The sequence below is a fragment of the Gordonia sp. B8661-1 genome, from assembly GCF_059427765.1.
The window spans coordinates 1-16,987 of sequence record NZ_JCAHRL010000020.1; the positions used below are offsets into that span (position 1 = coordinate 1).

22 protein-coding genes are annotated in these 16,987 nt (G+C 66.3%); 13 read left to right on the forward strand and 9 right to left on the reverse strand.

The genetic code is table 11. From position 1 onward, the window contains the following. Positions 1–69 precede the first annotated feature (69 nt). The 3 genes from AC4JJG_RS21000 to AC4JJG_RS21010 all read left to right on the forward strand — a co-directional run bounded on the left by AC4JJG_RS21000 (position 70) and on the right by AC4JJG_RS21010 (position 2,396). The gene (locus tag AC4JJG_RS21000; protein WP_495405837.1) at positions 70–771 is read left to right on the forward strand and encodes a helicase associated domain-containing protein; all 702 of its coding nucleotides are present in this window, start codon (positions 70–72) and stop codon (positions 769–771) included. Between the two features lie 205 nt (positions 772–976). Further along, on the forward strand, positions 977–2,062 hold the full coding sequence (locus AC4JJG_RS21005) for a GmrSD restriction endonuclease domain-containing protein (protein ID WP_495405838.1): 1,086 nt from the start codon (positions 977–979) through the stop codon (positions 2,060–2,062). 127 nt (positions 2,063–2,189) lie between these two features. Continuing rightward, positions 2,190–2,396: a hypothetical protein gene (locus AC4JJG_RS21010; protein WP_044508856.1), complete on the forward strand. Its 207-nt coding sequence runs from the start codon at positions 2,190–2,192 to the stop codon at positions 2,394–2,396. A gap of 214 nt (positions 2,397–2,610) precedes the next feature. On the opposite strand, the gene AC4JJG_RS21015 is transcribed toward AC4JJG_RS21010, so the two are convergent. Then, the gene (locus tag AC4JJG_RS21015) at positions 2,611–2,919 is read right to left on the reverse strand and encodes a hypothetical protein (RefSeq protein WP_044508768.1); all 309 of its coding nucleotides are present in this window, start codon (positions 2,917–2,919) and stop codon (positions 2,611–2,613) included. 48 nt (positions 2,920–2,967) lie between these two features. On the opposite strand from AC4JJG_RS21015, the gene ligD reads away from it, so the two are divergent. Continuing rightward, positions 2,968–3,921 carry a non-homologous end-joining DNA ligase gene (gene ligD, locus AC4JJG_RS21020; protein WP_044508770.1) on the forward strand — a complete coding sequence of 318 codons (954 nt, stop codon included), beginning with the start codon at positions 2,968–2,970 and terminating at the stop codon, positions 3,919–3,921. A 97-nt stretch (positions 3,922–4,018) separates the two neighbouring features. On the opposite strand, the gene AC4JJG_RS21025 is transcribed toward ligD, so the two are convergent. Both AC4JJG_RS21025 and AC4JJG_RS21030 read right to left on the reverse strand, forming a co-directional pair. Then, positions 4,019–4,231 (reverse strand): hypothetical protein, encoded by a 213-nt coding sequence (locus AC4JJG_RS21025; protein ID WP_044508773.1) that lies wholly within the window; start codon positions 4,229–4,231, stop codon positions 4,019–4,021. After that, positions 4,228–4,554, reverse strand: a complete 327-nt coding sequence (locus tag AC4JJG_RS21030; protein ID WP_014928971.1) for a hypothetical protein — start codon at positions 4,552–4,554, stop codon at positions 4,228–4,230. Before AC4JJG_RS21030 ends, AC4JJG_RS21025 begins: the two co-directional genes overlap by 4 nt. A gap of 159 nt (positions 4,555–4,713) precedes the next feature. Between AC4JJG_RS21030 and AC4JJG_RS21035 the strand changes: the two genes are divergently transcribed. Next, positions 4,714–5,007: a hypothetical protein gene (locus tag AC4JJG_RS21035; protein ID WP_238554185.1), complete on the forward strand. Its 294-nt coding sequence runs from the start codon at positions 4,714–4,716 to the stop codon at positions 5,005–5,007. A gap of 170 nt (positions 5,008–5,177) precedes the next feature. Here the strand turns inward: AC4JJG_RS21035 and AC4JJG_RS21040 are convergent, their stop codons facing one another. Further along, a complete protein-coding gene (locus AC4JJG_RS21040; RefSeq protein WP_144066032.1) occupies positions 5,178–5,705 on the reverse strand; it encodes a hypothetical protein in 528 nt (175 codons plus the stop codon). Between the two features lie 452 nt (positions 5,706–6,157). After that, complete coding sequence (locus AC4JJG_RS21045) at positions 6,158–6,634, reverse strand: lipoprotein LpqH (protein WP_014928973.1); 477 nt, start codon at positions 6,632–6,634, stop codon at positions 6,158–6,160. A gap of 347 nt (positions 6,635–6,981) precedes the next feature. On the opposite strand from AC4JJG_RS21045, the gene AC4JJG_RS21050 reads away from it, so the two are divergent. Both AC4JJG_RS21050 and AC4JJG_RS21055 read left to right on the forward strand, forming a co-directional pair. Continuing rightward, positions 6,982–7,407 (forward strand): Rv3235 family protein, encoded by a 426-nt coding sequence (locus tag AC4JJG_RS21050; RefSeq protein ID WP_425269086.1) that lies wholly within the window; start codon positions 6,982–6,984, stop codon positions 7,405–7,407. A 55-nt stretch (positions 7,408–7,462) separates the two neighbouring features. Beyond that, positions 7,463–9,412 carry a MucR family transcriptional regulator gene (locus AC4JJG_RS21055; RefSeq protein WP_495405834.1) on the forward strand — a complete coding sequence of 650 codons (1,950 nt, stop codon included), beginning with the start codon at positions 7,463–7,465 and terminating at the stop codon, positions 9,410–9,412. An 18-nt stretch (positions 9,413–9,430) separates the two neighbouring features. Here AC4JJG_RS21055 and AC4JJG_RS21060 read toward each other — a convergent pair whose 3' ends face one another. Both AC4JJG_RS21060 and AC4JJG_RS21065 read right to left on the reverse strand, forming a co-directional pair. Continuing rightward, positions 9,431–9,991: an RNA polymerase sigma factor gene (locus tag AC4JJG_RS21060; protein ID WP_014928975.1), complete on the reverse strand. Its 561-nt coding sequence runs from the start codon at positions 9,989–9,991 to the stop codon at positions 9,431–9,433. A 20-nt stretch (positions 9,992–10,011) separates the two neighbouring features. After that, positions 10,012–10,452 (reverse strand): hypothetical protein, encoded by a 441-nt coding sequence (locus AC4JJG_RS21065; protein ID WP_049942645.1) that lies wholly within the window; start codon positions 10,450–10,452, stop codon positions 10,012–10,014. A gap of 183 nt (positions 10,453–10,635) precedes the next feature. On the opposite strand from AC4JJG_RS21065, the gene AC4JJG_RS21070 reads away from it, so the two are divergent. Next, positions 10,636–11,334, forward strand: coding sequence for a hypothetical protein (locus tag AC4JJG_RS21070; protein WP_014928977.1), 699 nt, complete (start codon positions 10,636–10,638; stop codon positions 11,332–11,334). Positions 11,335–11,418: 84 nt separating this feature from the next. Here the strand turns inward: AC4JJG_RS21070 and AC4JJG_RS21075 are convergent, their stop codons facing one another. Continuing rightward, on the reverse strand, positions 11,419–12,489 hold the full coding sequence (locus AC4JJG_RS21075; protein ID WP_049942646.1) for a DUF6924 domain-containing protein: 1,071 nt from the start codon (positions 12,487–12,489) through the stop codon (positions 11,419–11,421). Positions 12,490–12,764: 275 nt separating this feature from the next. On the opposite strand from AC4JJG_RS21075, the gene AC4JJG_RS21080 reads away from it, so the two are divergent. Both AC4JJG_RS21080 and AC4JJG_RS21085 read left to right on the forward strand, forming a co-directional pair. Further along, the gene (locus tag AC4JJG_RS21080; protein WP_495405835.1) at positions 12,765–13,421 is read left to right on the forward strand and encodes an MspA family porin; all 657 of its coding nucleotides are present in this window, start codon (positions 12,765–12,767) and stop codon (positions 13,419–13,421) included. A 164-nt stretch (positions 13,422–13,585) separates the two neighbouring features. Beyond that, the gene (locus AC4JJG_RS21085) at positions 13,586–13,783 is read left to right on the forward strand and encodes a hypothetical protein (protein ID WP_044508779.1); all 198 of its coding nucleotides are present in this window, start codon (positions 13,586–13,588) and stop codon (positions 13,781–13,783) included. A gap of 67 nt (positions 13,784–13,850) precedes the next feature. Here the strand turns inward: AC4JJG_RS21085 and AC4JJG_RS21090 are convergent, their stop codons facing one another. Further along, positions 13,851–14,180 (reverse strand): hypothetical protein, encoded by a 330-nt coding sequence (locus tag AC4JJG_RS21090; RefSeq protein ID WP_044508781.1) that lies wholly within the window; start codon positions 14,178–14,180, stop codon positions 13,851–13,853. 374 nt (positions 14,181–14,554) lie between these two features. Between AC4JJG_RS21090 and AC4JJG_RS21095 the strand changes: the two genes are divergently transcribed. From AC4JJG_RS21095 to AC4JJG_RS21105, 3 genes are all read left to right on the forward strand, one after another. Then, on the forward strand, positions 14,555–15,202 hold the full coding sequence (locus AC4JJG_RS21095) for an MspA family porin (RefSeq protein ID WP_014928980.1): 648 nt from the start codon (positions 14,555–14,557) through the stop codon (positions 15,200–15,202). Positions 15,203–15,718: 516 nt separating this feature from the next. Further along, positions 15,719–16,159, forward strand: a complete 441-nt coding sequence (locus AC4JJG_RS21100) for a hypothetical protein (RefSeq protein WP_495405836.1) — start codon at positions 15,719–15,721, stop codon at positions 16,157–16,159. A gap of 113 nt (positions 16,160–16,272) precedes the next feature. Then, entirely contained in the window at positions 16,273–16,746 is a 474-nt protein-coding gene (locus AC4JJG_RS21105; protein ID WP_144066072.1) for a hypothetical protein, read from the forward strand. The last annotated feature ends 241 nt before the right edge of the window (positions 16,747–16,987 follow it).

Below are 16,987 nucleotides of genomic sequence, written 5' to 3' on the forward strand. Positions count from 1 at the left end.
TCGAAACCGAGTTCCCGGACTGGCGGTGGACGGTACGACCCGCCGCCACGAAAAGCAGGCGGTGACGCCGTGCCCAGCGAGCACGACTCCCCGACCGCTGGCCGTCGTCATGCGGACGAGCGGCGGTTCGACGCCGGGATCGCGCACCTGCACCGCTACGTCGCCGCGCATGGTTCGAGCTCGCCGGCCCGCCACGCGACGATCGGCGACTTCGCGATCGGTGGCTGGGTCGACAGCCGACGCACCGACTACCGGCTGGGCAGGTTGTCGCCCGAGCGGATCCGCCGCATCGAAACCGAGTTTCCCGGCTGGCGGTGGAACGTGCTTGATGCCGCCTTCGCGGCCGGGATCGCACACCTGCGCCGTTACGTCGCCGTCTACGGCACCAGCAACCCACGCCAGCACGACGTCATCGACGGTTTTCCGATCGGGCAGTGGGCGGCGAACCGTCGCGCCGACTACCGCAAGGGCCGACTGTCGGCTGACCGAATCGCGCTGTTCGACAACGAGTTCGCGGACTGGCTGTGGAACCCCCAGGACGCGGCATCGGCCGCCGCGTTCGAGGCCGGCCTCGCGCACCTGCATCGGTATCGAGTAGTGCACGGCACCAGCAACCCCCGCCAGCGTGAGGTGATCGACGGCTTCGCGATCGGCCAGTGGGCAGCGAACCGTCGCGCCGACTACCGTCGAGGCCGACTGTCGGCCGGCCGGGTCCGCCGCCTCGAAACCGAGTTTCCGGACTGGCGGTGGACTGCGCGAGGCCGTTCCTGATCCGACCGACCCGCGGAGCCGAGGCAACGGATTCAAAGCCCGTCCAGTGTCAGTTCGAGTCTGTCCGGGGGCACCGAAGCAAACGTGGGACGGGATTGTCCGGTTTGGTAACGATGTCCGAGTGGGTTGCTATAGGTAGTTGACATTCGATCGGCCAGTGCGTGCCGGTCGCCGCTTGTGTGAAAGGCTCTCCCGCTCAATGGCTATGCCCCCGCTCCCCCCTGCCGTCTCCTCTCCAGAGTCGCCGGCCACCCCGTCACCTCGCAGGACGCGATCCCGGGTTCTGATCGGTAGCTGCGCGGCTGTGCTGGCCCTGGCGCTGGGGGCGTGCGGGACGACCGATACGACCACCGAGCGGGTCGCTGACACCTCGACCCTGCCTGCGACGACGACGTCGGCCGCGACGGCGTCGGAGGTGGTGTCGCTGCCCACGGCGACGCCGGTCGTCACGGTGTCGGCGGCACCGGCCGCGAACAAAGCACTGGCGACGCTGGACACGCTCGAGGTGAAGGGTCGCGCACCCAAGACGGGGTATGACCGTGCCTTGTTCGGGCAGGCCTGGACCGATGACGTGAACGTCGACAGCGGCCACAACGGCTGCGACACCCGCAACGACATCCTGCGCCGCGATCTCACCAACATCGTGCTCAAGCCCGGCTCGAACGGCTGCGCGGTGCAGTCCGGGACCATTGCCGACCCCTACACCGGCACCACCATCCCGTTCGTGCGTGGCCAGCAGACTTCGTCGGCGGTGCAGATCGACCACGTCGTCGCGTTGTCGGATGCATGGCAGAAGGGTGCCCAGCAGCTCTCCGCGGCTCAGCGAGCGGACTTAGCCAACGATCCGCGCAACCTGCAAGCCACCGACGGCCCCACCAACCAGCAGAAGGGCGACGGTGACGCTGCGACCTGGCTGCCGCCGAACCGTTCCTACCGCTGCACCTACGTCGCCCGTCAGGTCGAGGTCAAAGCTGCCTACCAGCTGTGGGTGACCCAGGCCGAGAAGGACGCCATCACCCGCGTTCTCGGTAGCTGCGGCGCCGCGGTTCCGGCACCGACGACCCGCCAGATCCCCAACACCCGGACCTCGACGGCGACACCGCTCCCGGAACCGGCCTACACGCCGCCGACGACGACCTACACCCCGCCACCTGCGGCTGAGGCGCCGTCGTCGGTCTACTACGCCAACTGCTCGGCAGTCCGCGCCGCGGGCGCGGCCCCGATCTACGCCGGCCAGCCCGGTTACAGCAGCAAGCTCGACCGCGACGGCGACGGCGTCGCCTGCGAATAGTCACCCCGCCATCCCACACGCCGTCACGACGGTCCTTTCGGATCGTCGTGACGGCGGTCTAGGCTGCGGTCGCGGCACCCTCCCGGGTGTTGCGAACCCTGTCGTCGAGAACTCTCAAGGAGTGGTCATGGCTGGAATTGCGGACAAGTTCGACAAGGCATACGAAGACAAGTCGCTGGCCGAGCTGGCCGATGCGCCGGTCGCGGCGCTGCAAGGCGTCAGCGACGGCGACGCCGAAAAGCTCCAGGCGGCGTTCAACATCAAGACCGTGCGTGACCTGGGCACCAACAAGTTCTTCCTCTGGGCTCAGGCGGTCGCCAAGCTCGCCGAATAGATCGGCCAGCTGCGCGGAATAACCACGGGTGGGGCCACCGTTGACTCGTGCGACGGTGGCGGGCTCATTGCCCCGGGCCTCACCCCTTTCCGCCGCTGCGTGCGGCCACTCGCCGAGAGGCGCACTGACCGGCACCGTCCCTCAACGCACTGAAGCCGTCGACCCCACTCGGGGTCGGCGGCTTCAGTCGTCACAAGCACCGCCGTGTGTGCAGTCACCGCGGGATGACGGTGCCCTCGGGGAGGTCGTACTCGGCGAGGACCACCTCGTCGCCGTAGACGGGCGGGAAGTCATCGCCGGGGATCTGTGGGACGGCGAACATGAGTTTGAGGAACAGGCCGGGGTCGGCTCCGTCGAAGGCGCGCAGGGAGATCCACGGCCGGGTGCCGAACGGGTCATCGACGTAGCCGTCCCATCCGCCGAGCTGGTCGAGATAGTCGGCGAGGGTGCGGCCGGGGTAACCGAATCGGGCGGCGTAGTTGATCGCGGTGGTCTCTGCGGTGATGCGTACGCGTTCGATCACGGCCTGAGGATAGACCCGACCGGTCGGTGAGCGAGGACAGTGGAACGTATGGCTTCCATGGCGCCGATGCTCGCAACTGCGGGTCCTCCCCCGTCGGGTTCGGGCTGGTCGTGGGAGATGAAGTTCGATGGCCAGCGCTGTGTCGCCCGAATCGCCAGCGGGAAGGTGTCGCTGTTGAGCCGCAACCTCAGCCCGATCACCTCGACCTACCCCGAGATCACGGCCGCCCTGGTGAACGCCAGTGGCGGCCGCGACGTCGTGGTCGACGGCGAAATCGTGGCCCTCGACGCCGCCGGGCGGCCGTCGTTCTCGCTTCTGCAACGACGCATGCACACCCCGCGGCCGGGCCGGCGGCTCCTCACCGACGTTCCGGCGGCGTTCTACCTGTTCGACGTCCTGGAGCTCGACGGCTCCGACGTCGCACCGCTGCCCTACCTCGAGCGCCGCGAACTGCTCGACACCTCGCTCACCAGCACCGGCGCGGTGCAGGTCACCCCGTACTGGCCTGACAGCTCCGCAGAACCGATGCTCGAACTCGCGACGACGTTCGGCCTGGAAGGCGTGGTCGCCAAGCGAGCAACGTCGAGATACGTGCGGGGGCAGCGATCCCCGGCCTGGGTCAAGGTCCCATTGCGGCTCAGCGCCGAAGTGATCGTGTGCGGGTGGACCGGCGGCCCGACCATGGTGCGGTCGCTGCTGGTCGGCGGCTACCGACCCTCGGGTGAGTTGGTCTACCTCGGCGAGGTCGGTACCGGGTTCACCCAGCGGCACCGCCGCGAGATCGCCGAACAACTCGCCGCGATAGCGCGGCCCGAGCATCCGTTCACCACCGAGCACTCCCCCACCAGGATCACAAACGTGCGGTGGGTGCGACCGGTGTTGATCGGCACCATCGAGTACCGCGAACTCACCCGCCGGCTGCGACATCCCTCGTGGAAAGGCTTGCGCACCGACAAAACCCCGGACGAGGTGATCTGGCCCGAACACGACACCCAGCCCTGACTACTCGGACGTCGACTCACCCACCCGCACAACGCAACCACGATGGCCCTGTGGCAACCGACCCGCCGGGGAGGGCGGCAGCGCAGCGCCAGCGGAGTCAGCTCGTGGCTTCTCCGAGTCGTTCGACCTGTCCGCCGACCTCATCGGCGTACGCCTGGGCCTCGGTGGCTTCGTCGTCGGTGTAGACCCGAACACCGGCCGGCCTACCGGGCGGCCGCACGATCAACGTCAACTCGCCTATCGCGACGCGGCCGCGTGTGGATGCGACGCGATTGGTGGGCCCGGCCCCGGCATCGTTGTTCTCGGTCATCGCTCGGCGGCGTCCTCTCGCGGTTGCAGCGCCTCGGGCGGCACCCACATCGTGATGACGGCCGACGAGACATGGTTAGCGCTTTCGACCGGCATCTGACAAACCCCGCGCCACAAGCCATTTGAGACCTGCAACCACGCCAAAAGAAGCGCCGGCATGGTCGGCTCGATACGGGCACCGGAGGCACGCACCCGCAGCGACACTCCCCCACCGGCGGCATACGACCGTCCGCAGGACGGGTCAGCGATCGCCATGTCGATCAGCACGGGCCTCGGTGGATCGAACACGCGCAGCGTTCGGGAGTCGGGCCAGTGGTCGAACATGCCATCAGTCTAACTCGATGACTCGAATGGTTGTTCGATGGTCGTGTAGTTTTGTACGGGTAGGCGGGGGTGTGACCGGAAGGGAAGTCCGGAACCGTACGCACCCCCGCCGTTCCCACCGCGGGAGGTGAATCGGTGGATGCGCGACCACGGTTGCACGTGACCCAACGTGCCATCCTCACCGAGGACGACAACGGTGTCTGGACGGGCCGTTATGGCGGAGAAAAATGGTCTGTGACAGCGGATTCCGAAGAGCACGCTCTCCAACGTCTGCGCGAGAAGCTCGAATCCCTTCTCGACGACGACGAGCGCACCGCACGCATCATCGCCCTCGGGGAGCAGGCCGCCCAGGGCAGCTACACCGAAGAGGGTTTCGAGGCGCGTTTCATCAACCAGGAGGCCTACGAGGATCGAATGATCGAGGCGATGGAGACCTATTTCGACCAGGACTGACTCGTGACGTCTTCGCCCCTCGCGGCCCGCCGCTCTGTCCGCTGATGCAGCGATGGACCGACACCGCAGATCTTCGCCCCGCACTGGATCGTCACGCGACCTATAAAGAGGGCGTGGCGATCCGGCCTGCCGGACCGCGCGACACGGGCCCCGCGACGGTGCCCGGGGACTCAGATTGCACCGCTGTTCGCCGCGAACACTGCGGCGTAGAGGACTGCCACGGTCCGGGATGCTGCCTCGCGGACAGCGCTGTCGGGGTCGTAGAGGTAGGCCTCGACCGTGCCGATGAGATGGACTGGGGTCGGACGGAACCGTCGGAGGCAGGCTATCGCTGTCGCCCGCACGCTGGGATCGCTGATTTGGTCGGCAACGAGATGCACATCCTGCTGCTGGCCATGCTCGGTCAGGCACTCGAGGATCCCCGATCGACAGGCGCCCAGTGCGCGGTCTGCTGCGAGCCTCGATAGTTCGACGTGATGGTCGCGAGATGCCAACTCCCGCAGCGCTTGCGCCGCTTCGGTCAAGACTTCAGCGCTCACTGGTGGCTGAAGGTAGAACTGGTCGATGACGGCCTCAGCGGCGCCGCAATCGCGGGTGCCGGTGCTGGCCAACGACCGGCAGAGATCGATCCGGAGTTGATCGACCTCGCTGCTGTCGGTGAACCCGGATCGCTCCTCGACATGGCGCAACCAGTCCACGAGAACGCACGTGGGACAGGACATCCGCCGCATGTCGGCTACGCCGAGGTGTCCGTCCGAGTGTGGCGAAGAAGCGGCGTGGGCGAGGTCGGCGGCGAGGCGCCGGTAGACGCGCTCTCGCCTCGACGTCGCTGTCACATCGGTCCTGTCGATCGGCGGTCGACTTTTCCCTGCGTGGGTAGCGCGGGAACGCAGCCTGGCATCGCGAGTCCTTACCGTCCGGAGCCGCCGCGGATCGGCTGGCTGTTCGGAGGGTCTGATGCATTGGGGCTGCCGTGATGTTCCGCTCAGACCGATCAGCCGGACATGCCTGGCCCACGGCGTCGGTGGAACTGAGCTCCTCAGGTGTTACGTCGAGCTGATCACTGACCGCCGGGAAGCTGGGTGATGGCCGCGGAGTCGATCACTGCCCACGACAGCGGGCGACCCGGCGATCCAAGGCTTGTGCGGTGTCAGTTGCAGGTTGCCGAGAACTCGAATTGCTTAGTGATAGGTACGGCAAGATCCCAGCTTTCCGCGGTCCCGCGAACCGTAATTCGGGAACCGTCTTCGTAGACGTCTTCGCCCGATCCTTTGCCCTGCTTGGCGGTGTAAAGGACCCCATCGAGTCCGAACGACACCCTCACGAGTTTCGGTGGATTGCCTGGTTGGAGATCGGCAATGAGCCCGGGCTGCCCGTCGGTGGGGTCCTGTCCGGTGATGCTGATGGAATCGCTCTGTCGGTAGCACATGAACTCAGCCGGGTCGATGCCCGGGAGTGGTTGGCCATTGACGGTGACGCTGAGTTCGGCGTAGGGGATGTCGATCTTGGACAACTTCGGCCGCGTATCCGCGGCTTCGGAGGCATCGGATTCCGAACATCCGGCTACTACGAGGCCGACCCACGATGCCACCAGCAGTGGCACCACGAAACGCTGACGGCTAGCCATAACTCTGTCTCCCCCTGGGCTGGTCGTGAGGCTCACGATCTGCTTGCTTGCTGCGGGACTGTACCGGTCGAGACCGCGAAGGGAAGGCACCGGATCGCCGCGGCGCCGATCGGTCACATACCGCCGGGGTCGCCGAGACGGAACACACACCGGCTGGGAACCGGGCGGGGTCCTTGCTGCAACTCATCACCGTGCAGCCATTGATTCGCGCGTCACCGACAGGGATATTCCTGCCGCACCCCCGAGTGCGGTCGGCTTCTGCGCACACGTCCGTGCGCGCGGCGGCCCCGAGCGGCACCGTCCGAGTGCGAGACCCGCTCGCGCACAGGGGCAATGCGTCACTGGCGATGTCGTCAGCCGCGAGGGAGGCCCACCGTTTCTCGGTTGCTGTCATGCAGCTGGTGTGCGAGGTGATCGGACGCCATCGAGGACCGTCTCGTCTTGGCGAGACGGTCGCTCCAACGGTCGCGGACCAGATCGCGGTGCTGGTCCGTCACGACGCCTTCCATATCGCGAAGATGGTTGCCGCGACGGCAAATAGGACCCAGAAGTCCTCGATCGGGCCATCGGTGCATCGACTGCATGTACAGCTGTGTGACCCCTGCGGCGCCGAGATCTTCGGTTCCGTCACCACGGACGGCCAGGTGCGGCCATTCGCCGCCCGCGTCGAGCGAAGACCATGTCGGATACGTGCCGCCGCGCGGCCGGGCAGCCGATCCACTCTGGGCCGTGTCGCCTATCGGTGGCAGCTGGTTGCTCTCGAGTTCTGCTGAGTCCAGGGCTGGCGCTGACATCTGTCATCGGCTCGGCGTGACCTATCCTTTCCCGGTGGTTGCGCAGTCGTCGGTGTTGGCTCAGAGATGGGCCGATTCTGCACCGCTGCGTGCCCAGCAGTGGGGCCTGATCACCAGCGCCCAACTCCAGCGCCTCGGCGTGGCCGGGTCGAGTCAGCTTCTGCTCCGGCGCAACGGATTGCTGGTGTCGGTGGCCAGAGGTGTAATGCGTGAACCCCGCCCGCCGTCGGACGACCTGCTTGCCGCAGCCCAGCTGGCCTGGGTGTCGGCAGCACCGGATTCAACTCCGAAGGAACGGCTTTCGGCCGAGCGACCAGACTATGTGGTCACCGCGTACACCGCGCTGGCCCTGCATGGACTCGCCGATCCCCCAGTCGAGACGCTGCCGCAGCTGGCAGTCACCGGGCGCTTCCAGCACCGGCAAACCGCCACCTACGCGATCGTTCCTCGACGAGCAGAACTGTCGTGGGATGACGTGGCAGTCCTCGACGGACTGCCAGTCTTCACCCCAGCCGCGGCGATCCGCGATCTCGCCGCACACGGTGGCGCCCGGTTCACCGACGACCTGGCCGACTACTTCACTGCCATCGTCGGGGCCGCGGCCGGCCGGCCCGATCGCGCCGCCATCGTCGCCGCGATCGCGGCCACCGGTGTCCGCCTGGACGCCCCGTCGTCTCCCCTGCCCCCGCTGCTTGCTCGCAAATGGGCCGATACCGCGTCGCTGCGGACGGCCCAGTGGGGCCTGATCACCAGCGCCCAGCTCCAGCAGCAGGGCGTGACCCGCAGCGATCACAAGAAGCTGCGCAACGCGCGCCTAGTGGTCCCCGTCGCCAACGGAGTGATGCGCGAAGCCGACCGTCCCGGTGAGGGCGTCCTCGTCGCCGCGCAGCTGGCCTGGGTAGCGGCCGTACGGGATTCGACCCCTGCTCAACGGCTAGCGGCGCCCCGCCCTGACTGTGTGATCACCGGCACAACCGCCGTGGCCATCCATGGCCTCGGACAGCCCGGTAAGGGACTGCCGCAGCTCGCGATCACCAAGGAGCGCAGAAACGGCTCACGTACGACCACGACCGCCCGATATCTGGGCCGCTCCACGGCGTTGTCGTGGGACGACGTCGACATTGTTGACGGCCTGCCGGTGTTCACCCCGGCCGCGGCTATCCGCGACCTGGGCCAAGACAGCCATGGTCGGCTCGTCGATGACCTCGCCGGCTACTTCGCCGACATCGCCATCGCTGCCGCCGGCCGCCCCGATCGCGACGCAATCGTGGCGGCGATCGCTGCCTGCGGCGCCCGCCTGCGCACGGTGGTCTGCGATGCGCGCGCCATCCTCGACCGGGTCTACCGCACCGCGGGTGTCTCCGACGACCTGTTGGCGGCCACCATCTGGGGCGGGATGTGGCAGCGGCGCTTCACCGCCGAGCGGGTACAGCACATCGTGGCTACTGCGCTGTCGGCCGCCCTCGACACCATCGCCGGCCGAGCCGGAGACGATCTGTCCACCGTGTTGGTTCAGATGTTGGAACGCAACGGACAAGCGCGTAAATGTGTTGTGCCCGAATGCGAATGGTGGGCGGTGGAACAAGACCGCTGCTACGCGCACGCGATCCAGCGGCGACGCGAGCGCGTGCTACTCGACCCCGCAGGCGTCGATTCCTCCACCACGCCGACTCCTCGCCGGTCAGGACATGGCTGGTGGGGACACCTCGACGACGACGGCGAGACAATCGCCTGCCATGAATGCGGTGAGCGCTTCCGTGCACTGACCCGCACCCATCTGGAAACCCACGACCTGACCGCCCGCGAGTACAAACAGCGCCACGGCATCGAACAGCGCATCGGGCTGGTCTCTACCGAGATTCGCGAGCGGCAGCAGCACCAGGTCGCTACCAACCCCCGAACCTCGGAACTGTTCCGCCGAAACCCGAACGCGCCACGCCTGACCGATCTACCGTCAGCCCTCCTCAACGACCAATCTCGCTGATCGATGTCTCGTTCGACGCTACTGGCCTGTCGCTGCGGCGGTGTCGCGTAGCAGCTCGGCGAGTTGGGTGCGGGCTCGGTTCAATCGGGATTTGACGGTCTGAACACCAACGCCCTGGTGGGCGGCGATGTCGGCGTAGGTGAGATCGCCAAATTCGCGCAGCACCACGGCTTCTCGGAAATCCTCGGGCAGTTGTGCCAGAGCGTCGCGTACCGCGTCGCGCAGCGCGATCTGGTCATCAAACGCTGACTGGTGGGTGTCGTCGACGAGTTGGATCGGCTGGTCAGGGTCGGTGAAGTCGGTGATGGTGGTGTTGGCTTTGCGGCGCCGCACGACCATCAAGGCGTTGTTCGCGGCCACCCGGTGCAACCAGGTGCTGAACTTCGACTCACCGCGGAACTTGTGCAGGTTCTGCCACGCCGCGACAAGGGTGTTCTGCAGGGCGTCCTCCGCGTCGTGGGGGTTGGAACAGATATTGAGGCACACCGCCCACACGTGCGTGCGGTGAGCGCCGACGAGCTCGGCGAAGGCGTGCTGGTCGCCGTTACGTGCTTGCAGCAGCAGACGTGCTTCGTCCATCAACTCCCCCAACCCGATTCTCAGATGTCGTCGTGCGTGTCGTGGGCACCGGGGTGCGGGTCCTCGACACCGGCGTCGGCGAGGTCGACACTCGCGCTGCCCTCCTCGGCGGGCGGGAGCTGTCCCTCCTCGGAGGCGTCTTGGGCGGCCTGAGCGACCGGCGGATCAGCCGGCGCCTCGGGCGGGCCGTCGGGGTCGTCGTCGCCCAGGTCGATGTCCTCATCGGGATCGGCCGGCGGGGTGTCGTCCATGTCGGGGACGGTGTCGGGGTCGGCGACGGCGTCGGGGTCGAAGGCGGCCTGCAACGCGTTGTCCCACACTCCCGGCGGCAGGTCGGCGGCGAGGGTGGCGGGGTCGATGCCGAGTGACGCCAGAACCGGCGACGGTTCGTCCTCCTGCATGTGTTGACCTCCGTTTCTGGTGAGGTGGTCGCCGACGAAGGTCGCCGTCGGCCCGGTCACCAGGTGAGATGTTACGGCCCACCCCTGGTGTTCCCGACCCGGTCCCGACAGCTGTGATGTAATCCTCCTCGCCAGATAGACGCGGATTCGGGGTCGCGGCGATCGTGGGCGGGAACATTCCTCATTCCTGGTGGCAACAGATTCCCGACACGCTCACAGACCGAGTTCGAAAGAGGACCCACCATGTCCGGTACCCCCAGCAGCGACGCCCCCATCATCAGCCCCGACGAGCCCTACAACCCCGACGCTGCCCCCGCCGATGCGCCCGCGCCCGCCCCGGAAGCCGCCGACGGCCCGGCCGGCGAGGTGGTGCACACCACCGACGACGCCGGCAACGCCATCGACGTGCACTACGACGAAGCCGGTGAGGTGGTCCTGGTCGAGGCCGACACCGATGGTGACGGCCAGATCGACACCGCGGCGGCACCGACCGCCGACGGCGGCGCGGTCATCGCCAGCGACCTCGACAGCGACGGCGTGGTTGACGAGGTCGCCCACCTCAACGCCGACGGCGGCCTCACCCAGGTCGATTCCTACGAAGACGGGCAACTGGTCACCCAGACCCTCGACACCGACGCCGACGGCGCACCCGACACCGTGCTGACCGACACCGACCGCGACGGCGCACCCGACACCCTGCTCGTCGACACCAACGCCGACGGGGCCATCGACGCCGTCGCTGTCGACACTGACCGCGACGGGCAATTCGACGCTGTCGCGCTCGACACCGACTTCGACGGCCAGGCCGATGTCTACGGCCAGGACACCGACGGTGACGGCGAACTCGACCTCTACAGCGACGAGACCGGCACCTACAGCGACACCCCGGACTCCCCCGAAGACACCACCCCCGGCGGCCACGACAGCGACGCCCTCGTCTGACCCCCGCCCGAGGTCAACCACAGCGATGCCCGACCCTCAGCTGGGGGTCGGGCATCGCTGTGTATGGGCTTGACGGCCTCGACGTCAGAATCCGCGGAAGATGCCGTCGGCGTCGGCGGCGCCGACGAACTCGGCGAAGTCCATGTTGGCCAGCGCGAGGTTGTTCTCGATCGACCACATCGCAGCGGGCACGACCCGCACGCTCCGATTCGAAGTGTCCTCGCCGTCGAGATTGATGGCCAGGATCGGGTGGTCGGGGTCGGACAGAGTCTGGGTATCGCACAGGAACACGTAGAACGGCGGCGGCTCCCCGATCGCGTGCGCCAGCTCGTCGACGGTGATGTTGTCGTAGGTGGGGTCATCGACCAGGGTGAGATCGGCAGAGAACCCATCGACAGGATCGGGAGCCAGCGCCGCATTCACCACCATCGTCCACGCCTCGGGATCGCTGAAATCACCACGAATCAACAGCGACAGGTTGGCCAAATGGTCGGCGTCGAGCGGCCCAGACACCGAGGTCGCAGAGTCGGCCGCCACGGCGGCGTCGATGCGCTCTCGCACCTCGGCGGGCTGGGCCGGGGCGTGTGACGCGGCCGGAGTGTTGCGGCCGGTCGGCGTGTAGCGGATGACCTCGAGGCCGGCCGGCCCGGGGATCTGCCAGATGTCGACACGCACCTGCACGGCGGGATCGGAGGGTCGCCGGTCCCGGCAGGACACGCGAACCATGTTCCAAGGACCAAAAATCGTCTGCACCAGAGGCTTGATGCGCTCGTGTTCGCTCGGCGACGACCACACCAGAGGCTGCATCGTCACAGGCAGGTAGCCGAATTCGGCGCCACCTTGCTCGACATGGACCCAGCCGTCGGCAGCATCCAACAGGGTCGGCTCAGCGTCGTGAGTGATGAGGTCGACGACCACCGGGGCCGGCGCATTAGGGATCAGGAACGTCAACTCGGGAAGCCGCGGCGGGTCGAACCCCGGCTTACCAGGTTCGTAGCTGAGCGTGTACTCCTTGGTGTCCTGAATGCCGATACTCAACCGATGCTGGCCGGTGTACCAGCTCTGATAATGCTCTGGCTCGAATGATGCGAATGCGCCAGTGAGAGCGATGAAATCAGCCGTCCGGTGTTCGTACTGCACGTGCTCCAGCTCCACAACCACTCCTCGTTACTGTCGACCCCCACAGCACGCTCTTCCAGCGGCTGCCCCAGCCGACACCCTAGGGCCGAACGGGCGGCGGTCACGCTGACGACACACCCGCCCAGCTGGTTGGCGTCAACAGGAGTCGTGCAGTCGGGAACATTCTCTGTGCCGCACCGCAACCAATCCTCAGTTGCTCACGCAGAGCACATTTCTCGCCCCGATGAACCGAGGCGGGACTGCCAGCAAGGGCGCGGCGATTCGCTGCGACAGGACCAGAGGACACACCGATGAACAAGACCGCCATGACCATTGCCGTTGCCGCCGTGTCGATGGGCGCCGTCGCGAGCGGGTTCGCCGCCGGTACCGCCGAGGCCCAGCCGGGGCATCAGCGCAGCTGGGTCACCGACGACGGCTGGAAGGCCTCGATCGCCTCCACCCACGAGAAAGTGCAGAAAGTCGCCCCGCTGTCCTCGGTGCCGACGTCGCGGGAAGCGTTCATGTCGATGCGGGCGGTGTCCACGCTGGCGCCACCGGCCGGGCAGGCCGGGTCGCCGATCACCGGTGAACTCGAGGCCGGGTACATGATCGGATGCGCGGTGCAGCTGGAATCGGTGACCGGCAGCGTCGGGGCGAGCCTGGGCATCGGCAGTAGCGGCGGCGGCGGCGTCAGCGCGACCGGACCCAGCGGCAACCTGTCGATCAGTCCGCAGGCACTGCTGCAACCGAGCCTGTCGGTGACGATGTCACCGGGCAAGATCACCACCATCGCCTTCGACAAGAAGGCCGTCGGCGCCGGACGTGCGTCGACCACCACCCGCGAAGGCCACATCAGCATCGACGGATGCGCCGGCCCGGTCGCGGTCCGCTCCTACGCCATCCTCAAGACCAGCACCCCGAAAGCCAACGACGGCAACGCCGTCTACGGCCGCGTCGTCTACCTGTAAACCAATCGGCCGGAATGTGCTGCCCGGCAGGAACATTTCACCACCCCGAGGGCAACCCATCTGTGGACGCACCACCGGCGGTGCGCCGCGCACGGTCTGCGACCGCAGACGTGCAGAACACCGAAGTCCAGTCGAGTGGCTGGCATGACGAAAGGAACACTCAGATGCGAGTACGTAAGACGATCGGTTCCACCGTGGCGGCCGTCGCCGCGGCCGGTGCGCTGTCGCTGCTGGGCGGCGGGCTGGCCTCGGCCGCCCCGATCGAGCTGCAGCACGGCGACGACGGGCTGACGACCTACGACTTCGGTGTCGACGGCCAGGACGTCATCGTCGGCGGCACAGGCAACTTCACCTGGCCCTGACAGTCAGCTCGGCTGCGCTGAACCGATCACTGCGGGTGGGCGTTCTTCGTCCACCCGCAGTCTTCGTTCAGTCGGTCGTCACCGCCCAGTGTCCGGCATTCGGGTGCCGGGACGGCAGCGCCGAACCGAGACGGGCTGCAGCGTCGGCGAGGATTGGCCACGGCTCGACGAGCTCGCACTGCCAGCATTCCCACGGCACCGGACCCGGTCCGAGAACATCGCCGAGCAGCGGGTGGCGGCTACGCGCAATGCTGTCGGCGGCCTTCTCCACGGCGGCCACGAGGTCCCATCTGGTCACGTCGGCGACATAGCTGGGCAGCTCGGCCGTAGCCTCTGCGACGGCGTCGGCCGAGCTGGGCTCGGTGGCCAGGATGTCGGCGGCACGCGAAGCAATCACCTGAGGGCGCGGCTCAACGGCCGCACAGACCGGGTGGATTGCTCGGTTAGCTCAGTGAAATCTGACCGCGATCGTGCGTACCCACGCAGCAAGAGTGTCGACGTCCCTCTGCGATAGGGCGACGACTCACCTCGAAGGACGGTCGACAGGTACGACAGTGGTCAATAGGTACGACCGTGCGGCACCTTTCCCCCGTTCGGACGAATCCAGGCTTGGGATTTGTCGCCTTTAAACCTCCTGTGCCATAGTTGCGACCGCTTCATTCTTGTGAATTGTCTACGTAGCGGTGTCGGGGGACATCGCCCTATTGGGCGTGCTACCGCTGACATCGCCAGGCTCCCCGGCCAATCCGGGGATGAGGGCGAGGATTCTGCGTGTCGAATCGGGTCGGGTTCCGGATCATTGCGGCGTTGGTGGCTATAGGCTCCTTGGCAGCCGCGGCGGGTGCAGCTGACGCTACGCCGACGCCACTGTCGTCGAAGTACGATCGGCTGGTCACCGATGATGGGTGGACGGTAACGCTCAAAGCTACTGAGCTGGTTGTCAATCCCATGTCCAATATTGCCAACGTAGCAACGTCGCGCGAGGGTTGGATCTCCTCCAAAGTGGATGCCTCGATTACCGGCAAGGGACGCCAGCCGATTCAGTCGGCGGTTCTGGAGCAGTTTCTCGTTATTGGTTGCCAGATCGACGTTTCTGACGGCGCAACCCTCGGTCTTGCTACTAGCTTCGGCCCTAGCGTCGGCGTGACGATCAGCGGCATCCCGGCGGGGAACCTCGGCGCAAGCGCGTCGGTGAGCCCATCAATCTCGACTAAGATCCGACCCGGACGAATCAACGAGATCTCGCTTGGCAAGAAGACCCTACAGACCGATCGGGCCTCGATCCGCGCTAAGCGGGTGCGTGTTGGGGTCGATGGATGCCTGGGACCCACGACCGTGCGGATCATCGCACGTCTGTCAGTGTCTTCCCCGACAGCCGACGACACCATCAATATCTTCTCTAGCCGCACGTGGCTCTGAGACATGCGCGTCCAGAAGGAAGTTTCAGTCTTTTACACACGCAGTCGATCTCAGATGGCGGGCCTGGCGGTCACAGTGGTGACGCTTCTCGCGACTCTCTGCGCGCTCGCCTCCCTAGCAGTAGGCCAGGGCGTTGCCTACGCCGAGACACCAGCAGAGCGTTGCGAGCGCGAGACCAACGCGTACAACAACGCCTGGAAGCAGGGTTGGGCTGCAAGCAACCCCGGTAAGAGTCCCAACGACGCCCCCCCACCCCCGGTGCCTTACGTCTGCCGTGACCCTCAAGCTACGCCTGAGAACACTCCCACCACACCTTCAGTGGTGGCTCCCAGCCTGCCGGGCGCGACTACGCCCACCACCCCTGGCACTGGGCCGAACATGACCGCCCACGCCCCTACCGACATTCCGCCACCAGGTCGTACACCCATCGTTCCGGTTCCGGAAACGCGGACTGTTCAACCTCCGGTCTCCAACACCGCGGTGCCTACCGCACCGACAGCTTCGCTCGGTGACGCTGTGGAGAGTTTGCGCCGTAACGCTGATAACAGCGGTTTGCCTCCGTACCGCGCATGCGGATCGTCTGCCGAGCGGAAGACCATCGGCGAGTACGACGTTGCCGGGGATCGGCGGGCATTCATGGTGTGCGGCAATCGTGAGTACGGATTCGAACACATCAAGGGTCGTCATATGGATGACTGGGCGAACAAGGCAATGATCACTGGTGACAAGTGGATGGACCTCATGGACTACACCATTGAGGCCACGTTGCGACACCCAGAAGCCACCTCGCAACGAGACGGCAAGACTTGCTATGCGCGCAAAATCTGGATGTATGACAAGCGCAACGGAGAGGTGACGGGCAAGTTCTTCTGGAGCCACGTCATCGTCAAAGACTCCAATGGAGACATCATCACAGCCTATCCGACCGGCTCAGGGGACCACCGATGCACGTCATAACGCGAGCCCGAACAATGACTGCCGCTGTGATCGCTCTCGCGCTATGCTTCTGCGCTGTCGCCTGCACTAGCGACGACGATAGCCCCAGCGTTTCCTCACTCAACGGAGCTTCGGTGTCAGAGACAACTTCGCCACCCAGTGGCGCCGACCTGACCGCACTACGGCGGCCCGGCACGCTCGATGAGGCGTTACCCGCCGCGTTGGACGGCTTGCATCCGGTGCTCCTGGAGGAGCCCGAACCCGCCCGATTCTTCACGACGATGTACACCCCCTCAACCACTTCCAACGATGTAAGAGCCAGCATCCTCGTCAGCACCCGGGAAAGCCCAGTCACCGCCGACACGGCGCGTACTGATGCGGAGCTATACCCAAGTCCTGCGTATACCTACACACCAGTTCCCAGCGATCGTCGTGCCTCATTTGGCCATCACTCCTTCGTCGCAGCCTCGCATGACGACCTGGATGAGTGGGCACTAACCGCCGACACGTTGTTCATCAAGGTCAAGTATCAGCCCGGATCTGTGTCCGAGACCGAACTGTGGACGCTGGCCGAGAGCATCCTGCGCGCTACGGACAGCACCAGGTAGACACCCACCCATCGACTGTTCGCCAGGGCGCCGGTTCAACGATCGGTGAGTCATTGCTCTAGAGCGGACCGACCGAAGTCTGCACGCTGAGGAGGAAATAGCAGAGATGGTTGGCGCGCCCTTCCCTAACCTCACAGAACCCGACTTAGAGAGCGACCCCGACGGCGGGTTCCCCGGGACTGCTGCACGATCGGGTGACAGTGTCGGTGTCATGCCGCTGAGGCGGCTGTGTTGATGATCG